Annotated in this window: 18 protein-coding genes; 8 read left to right on the top strand and 10 right to left on the bottom strand. The window is 39.9% G+C overall.

Translation table 11 applies throughout. The annotated features are described in order from the left end of the window. Positions 1 to 17: 17 nt before the first annotated feature. The 5 genes from ACT3TH_RS11465 to ACT3TH_RS11445 form a co-directional block, all read right to left on the bottom strand. A complete protein-coding gene (locus ACT3TH_RS11465; RefSeq protein ID WP_444755965.1) occupies positions 18 to 521 on the bottom strand; it encodes a spore coat protein U domain-containing protein in 504 nt (167 codons plus the stop codon). 850 nt (positions 522 to 1,371) lie between these two features. Next, complete coding sequence (locus tag ACT3TH_RS11460; RefSeq protein ID WP_444755964.1) at positions 1,372 to 2,877, bottom strand: tripartite tricarboxylate transporter permease; 1,506 nt, start codon at positions 2,875 to 2,877, stop codon at positions 1,372 to 1,374. Between the two features lie 5 nt (positions 2,878 to 2,882). Continuing rightward, positions 2,883 to 3,338, bottom strand: coding sequence for a tripartite tricarboxylate transporter TctB family protein (locus tag ACT3TH_RS11455; RefSeq protein WP_444755963.1), 456 nt, complete (start codon positions 3,336 to 3,338; stop codon positions 2,883 to 2,885). 116 nt (positions 3,339 to 3,454) lie between these two features. Further along, complete coding sequence (locus ACT3TH_RS11450; RefSeq protein WP_444755962.1) at positions 3,455 to 4,474, bottom strand: Bug family tripartite tricarboxylate transporter substrate binding protein; 1,020 nt, start codon at positions 4,472 to 4,474, stop codon at positions 3,455 to 3,457. Positions 4,475 to 4,771: 297 nt separating this feature from the next. Further along, positions 4,772 to 6,061, bottom strand: a complete 1,290-nt coding sequence (locus ACT3TH_RS11445; RefSeq protein ID WP_444755961.1) for an SLC13 family permease — start codon at positions 6,059 to 6,061, stop codon at positions 4,772 to 4,774. A 335-nt stretch (positions 6,062 to 6,396) separates the two neighbouring features. Between ACT3TH_RS11445 and ACT3TH_RS11440 the strand changes: the two genes are divergently transcribed. Further along, positions 6,397 to 7,122, top strand: a complete 726-nt coding sequence (locus ACT3TH_RS11440) for a GntR family transcriptional regulator (RefSeq protein WP_444755960.1) — start codon at positions 6,397 to 6,399, stop codon at positions 7,120 to 7,122. A gap of 279 nt (positions 7,123 to 7,401) precedes the next feature. On the opposite strand, the gene ACT3TH_RS11435 is transcribed toward ACT3TH_RS11440, so the two are convergent. Further along, entirely contained in the window at positions 7,402 to 8,733 is a 1,332-nt protein-coding gene (locus ACT3TH_RS11435; RefSeq protein ID WP_444755959.1) for a serpin family protein, read from the bottom strand. A gap of 143 nt (positions 8,734 to 8,876) precedes the next feature. On the opposite strand from ACT3TH_RS11435, the gene ACT3TH_RS11430 reads away from it, so the two are divergent. The 6 genes from ACT3TH_RS11430 (at position 8,877) to ACT3TH_RS11405 (ending at position 14,370) form a co-directional block, all read left to right on the top strand. Beyond that, positions 8,877 to 9,209, top strand: a complete 333-nt coding sequence (locus tag ACT3TH_RS11430; protein ID WP_444755958.1) for a hypothetical protein — start codon at positions 8,877 to 8,879, stop codon at positions 9,207 to 9,209. A 228-nt stretch (positions 9,210 to 9,437) separates the two neighbouring features. Continuing rightward, the gene (locus ACT3TH_RS11425; RefSeq protein ID WP_444755957.1) at positions 9,438 to 10,430 is read left to right on the top strand and encodes a DUF1852 domain-containing protein; all 993 of its coding nucleotides are present in this window, start codon (positions 9,438 to 9,440) and stop codon (positions 10,428 to 10,430) included. Between the two features lie 43 nt (positions 10,431 to 10,473). Continuing rightward, the gene (locus ACT3TH_RS11420; protein WP_444755956.1) at positions 10,474 to 11,502 is read left to right on the top strand and encodes a methionine synthase; all 1,029 of its coding nucleotides are present in this window, start codon (positions 10,474 to 10,476) and stop codon (positions 11,500 to 11,502) included. Between the two features lie 34 nt (positions 11,503 to 11,536). Then, a complete protein-coding gene (locus ACT3TH_RS11415; protein ID WP_444755955.1) occupies positions 11,537 to 12,040 on the top strand; it encodes a flavin reductase in 504 nt (167 codons plus the stop codon). 191 nt (positions 12,041 to 12,231) lie between these two features. Further along, a complete protein-coding gene (locus ACT3TH_RS11410; RefSeq protein WP_444755954.1) occupies positions 12,232 to 13,038 on the top strand; it encodes a sulfite exporter TauE/SafE family protein in 807 nt (268 codons plus the stop codon). Between the two features lie 321 nt (positions 13,039 to 13,359). After that, complete coding sequence (locus ACT3TH_RS11405; RefSeq protein ID WP_444755953.1) at positions 13,360 to 14,370, top strand: AbrB family transcriptional regulator; 1,011 nt, start codon at positions 13,360 to 13,362, stop codon at positions 14,368 to 14,370. Between the two features lie 16 nt (positions 14,371 to 14,386). Here the strand turns inward: ACT3TH_RS11405 and ACT3TH_RS11400 are convergent, their stop codons facing one another. The 4 genes from ACT3TH_RS11400 to ACT3TH_RS11385 form a co-directional block, all read right to left on the bottom strand. Then, on the bottom strand, positions 14,387 to 15,283 hold the full coding sequence (locus ACT3TH_RS11400) for an AraC family transcriptional regulator (protein WP_444755952.1): 897 nt from the start codon (positions 15,281 to 15,283) through the stop codon (positions 14,387 to 14,389). 96 nt (positions 15,284 to 15,379) lie between these two features. Further along, positions 15,380 to 16,225, bottom strand: a complete 846-nt coding sequence (locus ACT3TH_RS11395) for an SDR family NAD(P)-dependent oxidoreductase (protein WP_444755951.1) — start codon at positions 16,223 to 16,225, stop codon at positions 15,380 to 15,382. Between the two features lie 138 nt (positions 16,226 to 16,363). After that, positions 16,364 to 16,957: a glutathione S-transferase family protein gene (locus ACT3TH_RS11390; RefSeq protein WP_444755950.1), complete on the bottom strand. Its 594-nt coding sequence runs from the start codon at positions 16,955 to 16,957 to the stop codon at positions 16,364 to 16,366. After that, complete coding sequence (locus tag ACT3TH_RS11385; protein ID WP_444755949.1) at positions 16,944 to 17,390, bottom strand: VOC family protein; 447 nt, start codon at positions 17,388 to 17,390, stop codon at positions 16,944 to 16,946. Before ACT3TH_RS11385 ends, ACT3TH_RS11390 begins: the two co-directional genes overlap by 14 nt. Before the next feature lie 104 nt (positions 17,391 to 17,494). On the opposite strand from ACT3TH_RS11385, the gene ACT3TH_RS11380 reads away from it, so the two are divergent. Beyond that, entirely contained in the window at positions 17,495 to 18,406 is a 912-nt protein-coding gene (locus ACT3TH_RS11380) for a LysR family transcriptional regulator (RefSeq protein WP_444755948.1), read from the top strand. The last annotated feature ends 166 nt before the right edge of the window (positions 18,407 to 18,572 follow it).

The raw sequence follows: 18,572 nt of genomic DNA, 5'->3' as shown, positions 1-18,572 counted from the left end.
AAGATTTCGCATAAAGATTAATAAGTTACAGTAACGGCAACAGTATCTGTATAGCTGCCAGCTGTAAGGTTATTTGTGCTACCAGGGGCTAAAGACGCAAATACTTTATGTAGTTTGGCTTCGTTAGCTGCCATACCTGTACCTGTACCTCCAACTTCTGTACCAGTGTTGCCCCAAACAGCGCCACCTGCAGATTTTAGAAGAGTGTATTCAACACTATCACCCGATACGATGTCAGTCAGAACACCCGTACCAAGTAGGCCAATATTATAAGCAGTGGTGTTAGAGCAGTTTACTGAGATATCAGTGGTAGAAGATGCCTCTGCAACATTTACGCCCGCGGCGTGACTACCTAAATTAATATCTTGAGTACCTGATGCAGAAGTTACTTCACAAATTTCTGTGACATCAAGGTTGACATCGAAGCTACCATTATCAGTAGCAGCATTTGCACTAGAGATAGCGGCGAATCCACCAGCGGTAAGTAGGGTAGCGGCAAGTAGTTTTTTGGTAAATGTCATGGTAATTCTCCAGTGAGTATAGATAAATATCATAGTGTTTGTTTGATATGTAGGACAACATTAAAGTGATAACGTGTCTATATCTTGTTAAATAGTGGAAATTGCATATTTTGGTAGTCCACTAATATCAAGGTGCTTACCTAAGATCACCCAACCTTTAGCATTACAAACTATAAACCGTTTATCTCTGATACAGACCGTTTATCTTTTTTGTTTATTTATTGTATTATATATTTTAGAGAACTGCACGCTAAATGTTTGATTATTAAAATATATTTGTAATTTTTGTTGTGAATGAGAAACAATATCAGTTACAATATATATACTTACTTTTAAAGGTAATATAGTATATATATTATTGAATAAGATCTTCGATATATGAGACACTTGAAGACAATTGTGCAATCAATAAGAGCATTACTATTTTCGGTATGCGCCATACTTTCTCATCAGAAGGCATTCGCCAGTCATACTAATACATGCTTAATAGCGTTAGCGTCTCAATTCTTTCAAGTATATTTTAAGATGACTTCTATTGGTTCATTATCCTAGAGCATTTAAAATAGAGAGTTGAATACATTTTAAATATTAAAAAAGCCAATATTGCTAGCGTTAAAAATGCTAGCAATATTGGCTTTTTTATTTAGTGTTTGCAGACTAGGGGTATACAGATGGTAGCTGCTTAGTTATCTAATAACTCCCTCTACCTTTTAATAAAACTTTTAACTATCAAATCTGGTTAGTGTTAATTAAAGGATCGCACAGTTGCTTGCCATAGAATAATAAACGGTGGTCATACACAGAATATAACCACCGTCAAAAAAGATGTTGAGAACAAAGTATCTAGACGTTAAACAACAGTCTTCTTAAAGCGTTTACGATATTGTTTACGAATGATTGGCATGAATACCATCAATAACACAAGTACCCATAACGACATAGTAATTGGGCTGCCCCACAAGATAGACATTTCACCTTGAGAAATAGACAGCGCACGGCGTAGGTTAGACTCCATCAACTCTCCTAGTACATAACCTAGAATAAGCGCTGATAATGGGAAATTCAACTTACGTAAAAAATAACCAAATATTCCAAGTCCTACCATTAATACCATATCAAAAGTCGTACTGTTGATAGAGTAAACACCAACGAAACTAACAGCAGCGATTGAAGGTATTAAGATGTAATTTGGTACATCAAGTAGTTTGGCAAACAGACCAACTAAAGGAATGTTCATTACTAGCAAAATCACGTTACAGATGAACAAAGAGGCGATAAGACCCCAAACGATGTCAGGCTGTTCAGTAAATAGCTGTGGACCTGGTGTAATGTTATACAAGGTCAGCGCGCCCATCATGACAGCCGTTGTACCAGAACCAGGTACACCCAAGGTCAACATTGGTACAAATGAGCCACATGCTGAAGCATTATTTGCTGCTTCTGGTGATGCCAAACCACGAAGATCGCCTTCACCAAATTTGCCACTATCTCCAGCAATTTTACGTTCGCTAGTGTATGTCATCGCACTAGCAATCGTTGCACCTGCACCTGGAAGAATACCAACGACAAAACCCATTAGACCACTACGTATCATGGCTCCGAAAGTAAAGGTCAGCTCTTTGAGGTTAAATAAGCTACGTTTACCTTGCTCGATTACTTTATGACCAGTACTGGTTCTTTCAAGTAGTATTAAGATTTCACTAACACTAAAGAAACCAATAACGATAGTAGTGAACTGGATACCATCGGATAGGTTGACTGAATCAAACGTAAAGCGATAAATACCAGTAACCGCATCGACACCGACGGTCGCAAGACCTAAGCCTATCATAGCTGCAACTGCTGTCTTGATAGGCTGATCACCGACCAAACCGCTTAGACAGGTAATGGCAAATACCATCAATACAAAGTATTCAGCAGGTCCAAAAGACACCGCCCATTTAGCCAATAGTGGTGCAAACAGTACCACACCAAGGGTAGCAATAGTAGAACCAACGAATGAGGCCACCGCAGATATGGACAAAGCGATACCTGCTTTGCCTTGCAGCGCTAGAGGATTACCATCCAGTGAGGTCATAACCGCAGCAGCAGATCCTGGCACGTTGATTAAGATGGCAGAAATACGTCCACCATATTCACAACCAAGATACACAGCCGCCAGTAAGATGAGCGCACTCTCTGGTGGCAGACCGAGAGCAAAGGCAAAAGGTAATAGTATCGCCACACCATTGATAGGACCAAGGCCCGGTAACATACCCACGACAGTACCAATAAAGGCACCAATGAGGGCGATCAGTAAGTTTTTGGGCAAAGTGGCTACGGAAAAACCGTGCATTAAAAAGTCAAAAGTTTCCATAATAGCTATCCCATTATTCCTGATAATATTCCAAGTGGCAGAATGACATCCAAGGCCATGTCAAACAAAGCATACAAGGCGATACTAATCACAACTGAAAAGATAAGGCTTTTAATAGGATTGCCAGCGAACAATAAACCAAGAGCAAAACACATCAGTATGGTAGCAACAACAAAACCTAAAGGCTCAAAAATCAAACTATAGATCAACAGTGCACTGACACATAACACAAGATTTCTAATAACTACCTTGTTGTAGCCTAAATCAATAACTTTGGTAAATCGCGCGGGACGAAAAGCAATAACTAAGGTCAAAAGCGCCATAATTGAAAAAATCAGAATAGGATAGGGTCGAGGGCCGATAGGGTCATAGGCAATAGGGGCGACGTAACCAATGGCTAAGTATATTAGAAATAAACTAAATAGCCCCATCAGCCCCGAGAACAGACGTTCCATTGTCATAGCAGTAATCCTTAAATTTTAAAATAAAAAGGTTGATAGATGTTTCATCTGTCAACCTTTGACAAATACTATAAAATTTAGTATTTAATCATTAAGGGAGGATGGTCTTGATAAGGCTATTTGGCTTCAGCACCAAGAAGGTTATATTCAGCTGATAGCTCACGTAGCTCGCCAGTACGCTTGTAAACATAGGCTTCAAGCTCTTCACCCGTCATAGAGAAAGGTAGTAGCTCTTGCTGTTCGCGCAATTCAGCAAACTTTGGATCAGCAAGCATCTTATCAAACGACGCTTTCCACCAAGCGTAAGCAGCAGGACTGACATCTGGACCCATGTAATAACCACGCATGACTGGCCACGTGACATCATAGCCTTGCTCTTTTGCAGTAGGAATATCAGCCATACTGCCGTCCAGTCTTTCATCCGCAAATACGGCCAATACTTTTAGCTTGCCAGCAGTGGCTTGTGGCATGATTTCAGCCAAACCTGCGCTTACAACAGTGACGTGGTTGCCCATGACCGCTGTAATCGCCTCTCCGCCGCCTTCCATCGCTACATAAGTCATGTCGCTAGGGTCAACGCCAACCGCTTTGGCCAAAATAGCTGTTTGCATCCAATCCTGACCACCGACACTACCACCAGCCGCAAAACTAACTGCTTTTGGATTTGACTTTAGTTCTGCAACAAGATCTGCGAGGGTTTCGATTTCTGAATCGGCATTCACAGCGATAGCGCCATAATCAGTACCGACGCCTGCTAACCATTTCACATCTTTTTCAGTGAATTTACCAAATTTACCTTGCGACAAGTTCAAAATAGAGCCGGTAGAGAAGGCAATAATTGCATCATTGTTTGCACGGTCATTGGCAACGACTTTGTTGTAAGCGACCGCACCGACGCCGCCTGGCATATAAGTGACTCGCATAGGATCTGTTAAGATGCCAGTATCTCTTAAACCAGCTTGTGCAAGCTTACAAGTCAAGTCAAAGCCACCACCTGGTTTTGCAGGGGCGATACATTCTGGACGTGAAGGACCTGAAAACTCATCTGAGCCTGCGCTAGCAGTTTCGTTAGCGTTATTACATGCGGTGAGGGTTAGTGCAGAAAGGCCAAGAGCCAGATAGGATAGTTTGTTCACACGACGCTCCTTGTGTGTTTTGTTTTACTAAAAAGCCAATAAAATTTTAACTAAAATCATAGAGCTATTACATGAAATGCTCATGTTCAATTAACTCAGATGAGTAAACTCTATAACGATAGAATGCTAAATGTTGTACAAAAGTAACAGAATATTTTAAAAATGACAAGAAACATATGTATGTATGTATGAATTTTATTTTTATAAAACAAAACTTTATATTCATAGTTTGAATATTTATTTACTTAAAAAACGGTATGTTAGCTTAAGCATTTGAGGCGCAACTTACCATAGTTTTCAAAATATGAGCTGGATAACCAAGATTGCAAATATCCCAATAATGATATCTAGGGGCAGTGCCTTAAACAGCAAAATATTTAAAAGCCGACCTTTATCGATATGCACTTGAGCGGCGCCTAACGTTAGACTGCCTCCTGATGAGAAAGGGGAAATGGATGAGCTTTGAGCACCAACCACAATACAGACAAACAATAGTAAAGGGTTTAAACCAGAGGCAACGGCTAACGCTGGTACCATAGGAAATAAAGTAGGCGCTACTACCCCAAGTGTACTCGCAAATATCGACATAATTGCACTAATAACAAACACTAAAGTCGGTATCATCCAGATAGGTACATTCGTACTTAGCCATTCTGTCAGCTCGTAAATAACCCCTATTTCTACCCCAAGGCTGATCAACATGCTGACGCCACAAATCATAATGAGCGTATTCCAAGGTATCAAAGCAATCACAGTTCTTTCATCACCCAGCTTCAAAAACAAGCTGACCAAAACAAAAAAAATGGCGATAAAACCAATATCAATCCGAGCATTCAAAAACTGAATCGCTTGTACTTGTGGCATCAGCAAATTCAGAATGGGTACAATAAGTACAATGGCCATCATAATAAAAATCAGCATAATAGACTGCTTTTGCTTACGGTCTAAAGGCTCTGGCAATATGCTTTGGATCACTATTTTACTATTTTTGGCATTAATAAAGCTGTAAGCGCTCAATACAATGACCGGCATTAAAAAGGTAACGGCAAAGATTCCTAAAGCATATGTAAAGGTATTATCATTGGCCACACCAGCGGATCGCATGAGCTCTCTAAAGATAACGCCACTTTGTGAAGTGATAAAATTGGCACCGGCTAGTGCGCCGTAGTTCACTGACAAAATAGCCATAACGACATTTAAGTTGGTTCTTTTGGACAACAATAAAATCATAGGAGCCATAGTGGCTAATACCGTGTAATAACCGGCTCCTAAGCCTGCGACAATTGTGGCTGTAAAAAAAATAGCAAGGGGCAAGAATGCTGGAAAGTGCCGACACTTGTAAATCAAATGACTGCATAACTTTTCTAAAGCACCATTAGCCAGAGGAAAATTGTAGAAGAGAGTAACCGCAAAAATAACAAAGAAAATTTTGAGAGGCCATAGTTTAATAACCTCAGAAGCACTAAGACCCATACCAAAACATCCAATAAGGTATGAAAATACAATCGCAAACAGGCCGATATTGATTTTAGTGGTGTAGCCAAGCAGAATGGACAGCACAATGGCGGCTAGAATATAAAGAGTCATGGCTGCTCCTTGACCTCACTTGTATGATTCTATAAAAACCTGTATCAATTCTTATAGATTAAAGAGAATTAGGATAATATCGATCAGTGATCTGCTGGCTTAAAAAACCGTACAAACTTTAAAAGCATGCTTAAGAATGAAATAATAGCAAAAAAGAAAATATTAAATGGATAAGATTGGCAATAAAAATTAAGATAAGCTTCAACATTAAATTAATACATATAAAACTTGCTTAACGCTTAAGATAAGGATTGTCGGATGTATTGTACTTTCTAGAGCTGTAACAGCGCTTAATAAGACTATAAATACAGGCTCTTCCATGGTGGTGAGAAAAAATGATAAAGAATTTTAAAAAATTTAAAATGCCGCGTTATGAGCAAGTACGCTGGCACATTCAGACGTTACTAACAGAAAGTAATTGGAATGAAAGCACACCTTTGCCGACGGAACAGGAATTTGCAGACAAGTATAATGTATCTGTAGGAACGGTCCGTAAAGCTGTCGAAAAATTGGTAGAAGATGGCGTTTTAGTAAAGCAGCAAGGCAGAGGAACTTTTTTAAAAAAACCAAATTTTGAGAGTTCATTATTAAGATTTTTTAAGTTCCGTGACAAAGATGCTTCCTATGTCATACCGACTGGCGTGATCAAAAAGATCATGCTAATAGAGGCGGTTGATACGATCAATAAAAAATTAGATATGAATGAAAACGAAGCGTTACTTTATATAGAACGTGTGCGTATCGTCGAAGATAAGGTGCTTTTGAGTGAAAAGATTTGGTTGCCTAAAAGCCGTTATCAAGCTTTTGTAGGTCTAGAGCCAGAAGATTTTGAGAATCTTCTTTATCCTTTCTATTATAAAAAATGCGGACAATTTGTTTCATCTGCTGTAGAGACACTGTTTTTTATAACCGATCACGTAGATCCTTATTTAGACAATACGCAACACGAAAACTTGGTTAAGGTATGCCGCATTGCTAAGAATTTAGAAGGTGATCCTGTTGAGTATAGAGAATCATACGGACAGGCCGAGAAGTTCAGTTATGAGATTAATATTAATTAATAATGGTATCGTCTGCATCTTTATGAGGGATTTTAGAAAAACTGTTCCTTTCCCTACCTGTATTTACGCTACTGTTCAAAATCAGCCATTCGTCAAAAAAGGGACAGCGTCAGGACAGTCTGGGATATGTGGGTTGGACGATAGATAGATAGAGTGTAGCACTTGGTATGAAGCCGTCACCTAATTCAATATGATCGCCACCTTTATATTGTTTGCCTATATGGTTTAAGATGTTGTTCGCTTCATTCCAGACTATGTTATACGATGGGAAAATAGGTTTTACGATGGCTTATTCACTTGCCCCAAGAATAATATCGCATCGGTTTTATTATCTTTAATCATAAATATAAATGGATGATCGGCTGTAAACTCAATAGGATAAGACATCCCTACGTACATCCCTACAATAGCCGTCGCTGCTGCTGCTTCCGTTCCTTTTTCATCGACAGTGACTACCGCTTGATGATAAACCTCATCAATATTTATCGGCAGGGTTTCATTGAACAAATCAAATTCAGCCGCTTTATGGAATGCTTTTGGCATTCCCATATCAGCTAGCAATGTTTCCATTTGGTAGCGTTCTTCAAGCTTAAACTTCGGTAGATATAAAGAAACCTCTTTATTTTCTAATTGCTCAGTCCATTCACTAACTTGGGAGGAATTTAATTCCTCAACGAGTTGCTGCATAGCTGTTTTGTCTTTTGATTTGGGTAATACCAATAGCATAGACAAGTCGTCTCCCTTATAAGGCAATTGCACGACCTGCACCTGTTGATCTTCTGTATAGCCAAAATAAGACTGTTGATACATCATTCTAACGTTAGAAGCGCTACCCATATGGTGGTGAAAAGGTTGAGCGCTGGTCTTTTGTGCTGTAAAAGGCAGTTTCCAATCCCCCTTAAAATAGATCGCATTGGTTAATACCACAGCAGTATCAGATTGAATACTATTTGCTGGTAATAATTCAGAGATCATCTGCTGAGTTTTCTTAGCAATTTTTTTATTAATGATTTGACGTGAGGGTTCAGAGCTATTTTTAAAATCAAGATTGGTAACTTGACCGCCATAGTAACGTTGTACCGTGTTGACATATGCTTTAGTTGGCGTTAACCCATCCTGCATCCATAAGTCATTAACAGTGCTTAACTCATACTTTGAGTTGGGTTTATTAAATTGATTGTATAGGGCCGCGCTATTGGGATTAAGGATAGCGGATGGAGGATAATGAAAGGTCTTTTGAATTTGTGATTTGGTTTCTCCCTCCGCTGCGTTATAGAGCATAGCCGTGGCCGTAGACAAGCTGTAGGGTGAAAAAAAGACGTTGTCGTCTGACTGATTTGGATTCTTACTTAGTTGCTGATACAACTCAATGGCAAACTGGTTGTTGGCATCAACCACTTGAGAGATACCTTCTGCTGTTGAGCTAGAATCGTCAGCCGCAGTAAAATTGTCCTTATCGTCTATTTTAGATCTGACGCTGACGTCGTTCTTACTCTCATCTATCAGACTATGACAACCTGTAAGCGCCAAAAATAGACTGCTAACGACTATGGTATTTATAAAATAATGATAGCGTTTATTCTTGGACGAAAGATATCGGTTATTTTTCATATTGTTTTCACTACCATTTCACAATGAGTATCCTGTCATTCTAATATCCTATCTATACAATTGTTTAGCTTATTTGAGTAAGCATATAGTAGAGAATCAAAGCTTGTCATTCGCAACCGCCATTTAGTAAGGACGAAAGGAATATGACATCTAATAAAAAAGCTTTGGTAGGTGTGATGAGCATCTTTCTAGCGTCTTGCTCATTTTTTGACAGAGATAGAGGCAAGATTATCGTAAACAACATAAGCCCTCATACTGTCTCTGACGTAAGCTTCAAATATACAAGCTCTAAAAGGGTCGATGTTATAGGTGATTTGCCCGCCAATTCCTCCTACCGATACACCCTCAATTACGCCGATCATGAAGATTCCGTTTATATCAGTTACATTGATAAAAATAAAAAGAAACACACTGAGAACGTAGTGCCATACGGCGGGAAATACGATAAGAAAAAATATGTATTTACTATCAAGTAAAGCTGAAATAAATATAGGATTCAGACATAGAAACAGTCGATGTAACAGCCCTTCAAAATATCCGCTATTTAACCCTCTTTTCTGTCATAAATCTGTAAAAATGAATTATATTCATCTTTAGTTCAATTTAAGTCGTTTTTATTCATGTATTGATTCAGGCATAATTCTCTCATACAAAAAATTTGAGTTATCTCAGAGCATGAGATTAGATTAAGGTAGCGAATCGATATGAGTAAACAATTTACGTGTTCAATTAAAAGCATCCGTTTTGATGAAAACTATCTTCCTGCAGACAGTACGCGTCTGACGACTAACTTTGCTAATTTGGCTCGCGGCGAGCAGCGTCAAGACAACTTACGCAAAACGCTCAGAATGATCAACAATCGCTTTAACGCCCTAGCGCATTGGGATAACCCAACCGCAGACCGTTATTCCGTTGAAGTTGATATCGTGTCAGCAGACATGGACATTGAAGACAACGGTGATGCCTTTCCAGTGATTGAGATGTTAAAAACAACCATCGTTGATCATAAAGACGGTAAACGTATCGATGGCATGATTGGTAATAGCTTCTCATCTTATGTGCGCGATTACGATTTTAGCGTCGTTTTGTTGGACCATTTCAATAAAAATCCAGCCACTGCGCCACCAGAAGATTTTGGGGATTTACACGGCAAGCTGTTTCAGCACTTATTGAATTCTGAGGCATACAAAGCCAATTTCGATAAAAAACCTGTGATTTGCCTGAGTGTTTCGACCAGCAAAACCTATCATCGCACTACCAATCAGCATCCTGTATTGGGGGTTGAATACAAACAAGATGAGTATTCATTAACCGATGAGTATTTTCATAAAATGGGCTTAACTGTACGCTATTTTATGCCAGCTAATAGTGCCGCGCCGTTAGCGTTTTATTTTGCAGGCGATTTGCTGAGAGATTACACCGATCTTGAGCTAATCAGCGCGATCAGCACCATGGAAACTTTCCAAAAGATTTATCGACCTGAAATTTACAATGCCAATTCTACGGCCGGTCAAGTGTATCAACCAAGCTTGAAGTATCAAGATTACTCGCTCACTCAAATCGTGTATGACCGCGAAGAACGTAGCCAGTTAGCAGTCAAGCAAGGCAAATTTACAGAAGAGCAGTTTATTAAACCTTATCAAGACATTCTTGAGGAATGGGCGGCAAGCCATGATACTGAAACAAATGCTGCTTAATTGATTTGACTATAAAAAACCAAAATATAAAAGACGAGATAACATGAATACATTATTACCGACATCAACTGCTGGCAGTTTACCAAAACCTTCTTGGCTAGCAGAACCTGAAAAAATCTGGTCACCTTGGGCATTAGAAGGGGAGCAACTGATTGAAGCCAAACAAGATGCGCTAAGTCTGTCCCTACACGAACAAGTGCACGCAGGAATTGATATTGTCAGTGATGGCGAGCAGACCCGTCAGCATTTTGTGACTACTTTTATTGAGCACCTTGATGGCGTTGATTTTGAGAAGCGAGAGACCGTGCGCATTCGCAATCGTTACGATGCAAGTGTACCGTCAGTGGTGGGTGATGTGAGCCGTCAAAAACCTGTGTTTGTTGAAGATGCCAAGTTCTTACGTCAACAAACCAATCAACCAATCAAATGGGCGCTACCAGGGCCGATGACGATGATTGATACGCTTTACGATGGTCACTATAAAAGCCGTGAAAAATTGGCGTGGGAATTTGCTAAAATCTTAAATCAAGAAGCAAGAGAGTTAGAGGCCGCTGGCGTTGATATTATCCAATTCGATGAACCGGCATTCAATGTATTCTTTGATGAAGTGAACGACTGGGGCGTGGCGACTTTGGAGCGTGCCCTTGAAGGTCTAAAATGTGAAACAGCAGTACATATTTGCTACGGCTATGGTATCAAAGCCAATACGGATTGGAAAAAAACGCTTGGTTCAGAATGGCGTCAATATGAAAAAGCATTTCCTAAGCTGCAACAGTCTAAAATTGATATCATCTCATTAGAATGCCAGAACTCACACGTGCCCATGGATTTGATTGAATTGATTCGCGGCAAAAAAGTGATGGTCGGTGCCATTGATGTGGCAACCAATACGATTGAGACGCCTGAGGAAGTGGCCAACACGCTGCGCAAAGCCCTACAGTTTGTCGATGCCGACAAGCTCTATCCTTCGACCAACTGCGGTATGGCACCCTTGTCTCGCCAAGTGGCACAGGGTAAACTGAGCGCGTTGAGTGCAGGCGCGGCCATCGTTCGTCGAGAGCTGACGACCTAATCTAAAGACAAGCACAGTAACTAGGATTGAAGCGATGAGTGAAGCAACTGACTTTAGAAATGCCATGTCTCTTTTGACAACCGCGGTCAATGTGGTCACCACAGAGGGTACCGCTGGTATGCATGGATTTACGGCCTCTGCGGTGTGTAGCGTCACGGATACGCCGCCAACCTTGTTGGTCTGCATGAATCAGACGTCTCGCTCGCATGCTCATTTCGTTGAAAATAAAGTGCTGAGTGTCAATGTATTGAGCGCACAGCATGAACAGATATCCAATGCCTTCGCTTCTAGGTTGTGTTCAGAAGAGCGTTTTAAACAAGGCGCTTGGACTCAGTTAACAACAGGCGCGCCTATATTAGAAGAAGCGCTCGTCAGTTTTGACTGTGAGATTGAGCAAATTCAGACCGTCGGCACGCACAGTGTCTTTATGTGCCGAGTCGTCGCCATCAAACATTCTGAACAAGAAGGCGGGCAAGAGGAGAGTTTGGTGTACTTTAACCGAGCATATCATCAAGTAGGGCAAGTAGAAATTGTTTAAGTCAATGCTTAAATCAGTTGTCTTATACTTTAACCAATTTCAAAAATATGAGTAGTAAGAAAATAGTAAAAAGACGACATGCCGTTAGCGCGCGCAAGTTTGACATTGCTATTTATCGCTGTTCATATTTTTTCGACTGGTTTCATTATCATCAAATTATGAAGTAACTATCTTGTGGAACTAAATATCTTGTGGAATTAATTACTTTTTTAATAATAGGGGCGGTAGCAGGGTTTGCTGCGGGGCTTTTTGGCGTGGGCGGTGGCACGATCATGGTGCCATTGTTATATATCGTCTTTACCCAAATGGGTTATAGCGCGGACACGACAATGCATTTGGCTTTGGGCACTTCACTTGCGACCATTATTATAACGTCGATAAGCTCGCTTATGGCGCATAATAAAAATGGCGCGGTTATGTGGCCTGTATTTAAAAATCTAGCACCAGGCATGGCGCTTGGCTGCTTCTTTGGCGCAGGGATTGCAGGATGGCTGTCTGGTACGCATCTTCAGATCATTGTTGGCCTGTTTTTGCTATGGGTCGCATTTACTATGCTGACTGGTGGGCAAAAGCGAGTAGAGGCAAATGCCAGCCGGTCACTTCCTTCAACGCCTAAGCAGCTAGGGGCGGGCGCAGCGATAGGGGTGGCTTCTGCCATTTTTGGTATTGGCGGGGGCAGCTTAACGGTGCCTTATCTCAACCGCTATGGTGTGATCATGCAAAAGGCAGTTGGTACATCAGCGGCATGTGGTTTACCGATTGCCATTGCAGGTGCGTTAGGCTTCATGCTTTTTGGGATGAATGACCAAGTAGATGTGCCCAATGCGATTGGCTATGTCCATATTTATGCGTTTTTAGGAATTGGTATTATGAGTTTTTTCACCGCCAAACTGGGTGCAAAAGCAGCTCATACCTTATCACCGCAACTATTAAAAAAATGCTTTGCATGGTTGTTGGTCGTTGTGAGCGTTTTCTTTCTATTTAAAGCGCTGGTTTAAGTTTACTGAAGTAGCTGCAACTGAACCGAACGACACTCGTTTGGTTCACTCTTATTTATATCTCGCTCTTATTTATATCTCGATTCATTTATGCCGTGGCTCATGTATGCCATGGTATAGTCTATCGTCCCAAGTTGACGTCCCATTTAATGATACCACCCTACAAAGATTCTCCTTATTTAAACCTTTGTCATACTTATGCTACTATCCAACAAAGGTAAGGATAAAGTATGCTGAAGCAAAGGTTTTTAGCGTTCAATGACAGGGTAGACCGAGAGTTTGATTGGTCATAGTGCTTTTCGAGCTGTAGGGATTGTGTGAATGTATCCATTTATAAGTATAGTGGCAACGACTCTACTGGGGTTTTTCTTCAATGTCATAGGCGTAAAATACGGTTTTTTGTTAGCTGGGATTTTGGTGTCACTTTTTTTTGTGATTTATATTAAAAAAGAGGTAACACATCGCTTTTATCTGCCGTCTGTTCAAATCGTTCTTGGTATATCAACTGGGTTATATTTCAAAGACTGGTCGATAGACGTACTGTATGTAACTGCTACAAGCATTATCGTCATGATACTGTGCCTTATGCTGCAATCCTTTCTATCTTTTATGTGGCTTCACAAAAAAGCAAATTGGTCCAAAGTGGATTCAATTCTCGCCGTGTATCCAGGGTCTCTTGCGGTTGTTATTGATATGTTCAATATCACTAAAGTGAGTCCAAAGGTTATGATTACCCACATAGTGCGATTGTTTTTATTGACGATCATTTTGACGCTCTTTGGACCCGCGCAGTATATAGGCGTAGAGGCAGTAAACCATATCTTTACTATGGAATCGCTAATAATATTAGTGACGTTGTTAATTTTGTATACGCTCTTAGGCAGGTTATTAGTCAGTTATCGTATACCGGCTCCCTACTTATTGGTGTCGATGTTGACAACCATCGCCTTAGTTAAGTTTGGGTTACTCGCCAGTTTTGCGGTGCCGTCTTTAATGATTGATAGTGCGACCATTGTATTGGGTATCTTGATAGGCTCTTTGTTCGCGGGCGTCTCATTGCAAGGGTTTAAAAGTAGCCTCAAAGACAGCGTCGTTGTTTTTGGTCTGGGTATGATTTGCACAGTAATTTTTGCTATGACCTTTTCAAAAATTCTAGGCATAACATTCTCGCAACTTTTCCTTTCATACGCTCCAGGCGGCATCGAGACAGTCACTGTCATCTCAGTTGCTTCAGGGCTCAATGTTATGTTTATTCTTTCCCATCATTTGATAAGAATACTCATTTTGCAGTTGTTACCAGTACTGTTTGTCTCAAAATTCCAAAAGCTATAAGTTGAGGTTAGGTTCTCTAATCCATTTTTATTACTTTTTTCAGCACCGACACATCTGATTTAGGTGGTGCGCCATAAGTTCTTCTGTACTCTCGATTAAACTGTGAAGGACTTTCATAACCTACCATATTACTTACTGTCGCTGCATCAAGTCCTTCAAATGCCATCAAGCGCCGCGCTTCTTGCAACCGTAGATGCTTTTGGAACTGAAGAGGACTCATTAAGGTTATAAGTTTAAAATGTTTATAGAGTGCAGACGAACTTAAATGTGCTTCTCTTGCAACGACCTCAGCACTAAATGGTTTATTAGCGTTTTCTTTTATCCAAGCAATGGCTTTTGCTATTTGTTTACTTTTACCAACTCCCAAAGTCTGAGCGATTAAATGATGACCAACAGGCCCTGAAAGTAGTCGATAGAAAATTTCTCGTTTAATTAACGGTGCTAAAACTTCAATGTCTTCAGGCTGATTCAATAATGAAGTCAATCTCATTATAGGGTCGAGAATCTCATGCGTTGCTTGCTCTATCTGGAGTCCTGGCAAAAGGGTATTTCCAACCTCTTTACCGTCAGTAGTAGTCATCACTAACTCTGCTAATGCAGACGAGTCTATATTAAGCTTTATACAAAGATAAGGCTTTTGTTTTGAAGCTTCTATTACCTGTCCAGTCAGAGGTAATTCAAAAGAGACTGACAAATATTTTGACTGGTCATAATCAAATATTTGCTGTCCCAATATCACACGTTTTTTCCCTTGTAAGACGATGCAAACTGCAGGCTTATGGAGCGTCCATAACTCTTGGGTGAGACAGTCGCTTCTAATAATCTCTAGGTCAGGGATTTGAGTGGTAAAGACCCCATTATTTATCACATAGGGAGTGATATTTTCAATAATTTTAGTGATAATACTATGCATGATTTTTCCTTATCATTCACTTTGAGATGTACTATCTGTCCGTAACTAGTCTCTTGCAAATTCGTCCCTCCATATGTAAGCGTCTAAAGCTGCGATTCATTCATTGATATCAGTTCGATGGGAGTAGCTAGCCCACTTTTCTAAATCATTTTGACGCTTTTTGATTGCAGTAGTTAAATATTCAACCGCATCAGACCCAGCTGCTAATCGAATTGGTCGTTCAGGTTTCTGTGCTATTTCAACGAGCATTTGTCCTAATTTTTTGGGGTCGCCAGGTTGCTTTTGATTTTTGGAGTGATATACATCATTTAGTGCTTTTCCATATTGCGCGTAATCATCAATTTCTATTGTGCCAAATTGAACTGAGGACTGGTCAAGAAAATCTGTTCGGAAGAAACCTGGTTGAACGATAGTTATATCTATTCCAAACTGCTTTACTTCCATAGCCAAGCTCTCTGAAAAACCTTCAACCGCAAATTTGGCCGCACAGTAAATTGACGCATTTTCAAAACCTAGACTACCGCCTATTGAAGATATATTGTAAATTAAGCCTGACTTTTGCTCTCGCATGACAGGTAAGACAGTTCGACACATAGACATTAAGCCAAAAACATTGGTTTCAAATTGTACTTTTACGTTTGTCTGCTCAACCTCTTCGAATAAGCCAAGTTGGCCAAAACCTGCATTATTGACCAAGACATCAATACTACCAAATTTTTGAAAAGCTGCCTCTGCGGTAACTTTAGCTTGTGCTTCGTTGCATACGTCTAATTCTAGCAGTAACATGTTTTTGGTATCACCAAACGCCTGCTCTAATTTCTGCAAATTTCTGCCAGTGGCTACTACATTGGCTCCTGCTTGTTGGGCTGCCATCGCTACCTGAAAACCCAAACCTCTAGTAGCTCCAGTGATTAACCAAGTTTGCTTGTTTAAATTATTCATTGCTTACTCCTTATGATTTATGAGTACATTGTGCAAGAATAATTCGATAAGGTGATAGACAGATACTGCGCAATGGTTGCCTAATCCTACTTTTGACTCTTGGGCAATCGAAGTTAGTTTTTAGGCATAGATATGAAGTTAGTTCCCAGGCATAGATATATAACCTGGCAGTTCCTCCAAACGATTCATCCATGCCTTAATATTACTATACTTGTCTATGACAACATCTCCTTCATACGCAATTGAAATGTAAGGATAAACTGCACAGTCTGCAATAGTGGGACGGTTAGCCGCCAACCAATTGTGAGTGCTAAGATGACTGTCTATTAATGCTAATATTTTGTATGAGCGCTCTAAAGATTGAGCTCGATCGCCTTCCGAGCCGAACTTTTTAATCAAACGTGCTGCGCCTGGGCCATGTTTTATCTCATTAGCAGCGACAGACAACCATTGCATTACATCAGCTTGCAGATGTGCTTCGCTAGGCCACCATGCTTCACCACCATACTTATTGGCTAAATATACTAATATAGCTTGTGAGTCTCTTAGGACAATATTCCCATCCTCTAAAATAGGTATTTCTCCCCAAGGGTTTAACTGAAGCAAAGTTTCTTTTTTATGTTCGCCGTGCATAAAATCAACAGGCACAATATTTAAAGGAATATCGATAAACGATGCAAATAGCCTGACTTTATAACAGTTCCCTGACACATCTAAATCATATAGTTTCATGGTTTGTTTCCTCAGATAGTAGTTGATTGAATTCGAGTACATTGCCGTCTGGATCACGAATGAATAGAGCAATTCTTCTTGGACCTAGTTTTTTAGGCCCTTCTGTGACTTTAATCCCCGCTTTAAGAAGCCAATTTTGAAATTCATTTATGTCATGAATAATAAACGCAGGATGGGTGATACCGGGTCTTTTAATCGTTTCATCGAGCAGCAGGTTCTTTCGATCTTTTACCTTTGCAGCATTGAAAATCAGATTAATGCGCACGCCAGCCGAGGTGATCATTTCATTAGCCTCACCCTCAGGTATGCGGTAAGTTTCTGTGAATCCAAGACGCTCATAAAACGTCATCGCTTCTTGTCTATTACTTACTCTAATGCCAACGTGATCGTAGGCAAGCGCAATCTGCGTATTTACATCAGATGAAGGGTTCATAAGGTATTTCCCATATTGATTTTGACATAATCAGTATGGCACTTTGTTATTTAAAAGATAATACTGTAAATTTGATAATGATATTTTCAATAAATGAGATAATTATGGATCGATTACAAGCAATGTCTATGTTAATCAAAGTCGTTGAGGCTGGCAGTTTTTCTGCGGCAAGCAAAATTTTGAACGTACCATTACCAACCTTAAGTAGAAAGATATCTGAGCTTGAAAACCAACTTGGCGTGCGTCTATTGCATAGAACCACTAGAAAGTTGTCTCTGACAGATTCTGGATATGACTACATAGAAGCTTGTAAGAGAATACTAGAACAGGTTGAAGAGGCTGAAAGTAAGGCAAAAGGTGAGTATTTAGAGCCAAGAGGAGATTTGGTGATTACAGCGCCTGTTATGTTTGGCAGGTTATACGTGCTGCCAATTATTATTGAATTTTTGTCTTTGTATTCAAATATAAACGTTCAGCTCTTATTATCGGATAAAAATATCAATCTTTTCGAAGATGACGTAGATATGGCGATTAGAATAGGAAGGTTACCGGATAGTACAATGATAGCAACTCAAGTAGGCAATATGCGCATCGTGACTTGCGCAAGCCAACCGTTTTTATCTGACCATCCTAAAATTGAATCACCTTATGACTTAACTCAACTCTCTTGCATATCATTAGATACGGCAATGACGACTCCATACTGGAGCTACCATCTTCCTGACTCTGGATTAACAGCTCATATAGACATTTTGCCAAGACTAACGGTTGATGATAGTGATTCTGCAGTTAAGGCTGCAATAAATGGTGTGGGTATAACCCAGCAACTACATTACCAGGTTAAAGATGCTATAGATAAAGGGGATCTACAAATCATATTAAACAAGTTTGAGCCTAATAAAATCCCAGTACATCTGCTTCATAAGACTCGAAAATACTTACCACAAAAAATGAAAAGTTTTCTAGAATTCACATCACCAAAACTGAAAAGTAGAATTTATGATCTATCTCTTTAACTGATTATTATCTGTTAGTGATTTTAGGAGGAGGGTTATGTTTATAGTTGGACAGCTAACCTTTATCTTTTTTTCTTTAAGCCATTTTTCTTACTTTTTAAGGGTCATAAAAAACCCTTGCTATTGCTGTATTAAACAGTAGCAAGGGCCAACAGTTGAGCGAACA

The sequence above is a fragment of the Psychrobacter sp. AOP22-C1-C5 genome, from assembly GCF_052378885.1.
Lineage (GTDB): Bacteria > Pseudomonadota > Gammaproteobacteria > Pseudomonadales > Moraxellaceae > Psychrobacter.
Note: the sequence above shows the minus strand (reverse complement) of the source record. Positions and strands in the feature narration are given on the sequence as shown.

Excerpts from the sequence above, each read along its gene's own strand:
- ACT3TH_RS11455 (WP_444755963.1), bottom strand. The coding sequence starts at position 3,338 with ATGACAATGGAACGTCTGTTCTCGGGGCTGATGGGGCTATTTAGTTTA.
- ACT3TH_RS11425 (WP_444755957.1), top strand. The coding sequence starts at position 9,438 with ATGAGTAAACAATTTACGTGTTCAATTAAAAGCATCCGTTTTGATGAA.
- ACT3TH_RS11460 (WP_444755964.1), bottom strand. The coding sequence starts at position 2,877 with ATGGAAACTTTTGACTTTTTAATGCACGGTTTTTCCGTAGCCACTTTG.
- ACT3TH_RS11415 (WP_444755955.1), top strand. The coding sequence starts at position 11,537 with ATGAGTGAAGCAACTGACTTTAGAAATGCCATGTCTCTTTTGACAACC.
- ACT3TH_RS11445 (WP_444755961.1), bottom strand. The coding sequence starts at position 6,061 with ATGACTCTTTATATTCTAGCCGCCATTGTGCTGTCCATTCTGCTTGGC.
- ACT3TH_RS11390 (WP_444755950.1), bottom strand. The coding sequence starts at position 16,957 with ATGAAACTATATGATTTAGATGTGTCAGGGAACTGTTATAAAGTCAGG.
- ACT3TH_RS11405 (WP_444755953.1), top strand. The coding sequence starts at position 13,360 with ATGTATCCATTTATAAGTATAGTGGCAACGACTCTACTGGGGTTTTTC.
- ACT3TH_RS11420 (WP_444755956.1), top strand. The coding sequence starts at position 10,474 with ATGAATACATTATTACCGACATCAACTGCTGGCAGTTTACCAAAACCT.
- ACT3TH_RS11395 (WP_444755951.1), bottom strand. The coding sequence starts at position 16,225 with ATGAATAATTTAAACAAGCAAACTTGGTTAATCACTGGAGCTACTAGA.
- ACT3TH_RS11380 (WP_444755948.1), top strand. The coding sequence starts at position 17,495 with ATGGATCGATTACAAGCAATGTCTATGTTAATCAAAGTCGTTGAGGCT.
- ACT3TH_RS11400 (WP_444755952.1), bottom strand. The coding sequence starts at position 15,283 with ATGCATAGTATTATCACTAAAATTATTGAAAATATCACTCCCTATGTG.
- ACT3TH_RS11440 (WP_444755960.1), top strand. The coding sequence starts at position 6,397 with ATGATAAAGAATTTTAAAAAATTTAAAATGCCGCGTTATGAGCAAGTA.
- ACT3TH_RS11385 (WP_444755949.1), bottom strand. The coding sequence starts at position 17,390 with ATGAACCCTTCATCTGATGTAAATACGCAGATTGCGCTTGCCTACGAT.
- ACT3TH_RS11435 (WP_444755959.1), bottom strand. The coding sequence starts at position 8,733 with ATGAAAAATAACCGATATCTTTCGTCCAAGAATAAACGCTATCATTAT.
- ACT3TH_RS11465 (WP_444755965.1), bottom strand. The coding sequence starts at position 521 with ATGACATTTACCAAAAAACTACTTGCCGCTACCCTACTTACCGCTGGT.
- ACT3TH_RS11430 (WP_444755958.1), top strand. The coding sequence starts at position 8,877 with ATGACATCTAATAAAAAAGCTTTGGTAGGTGTGATGAGCATCTTTCTA.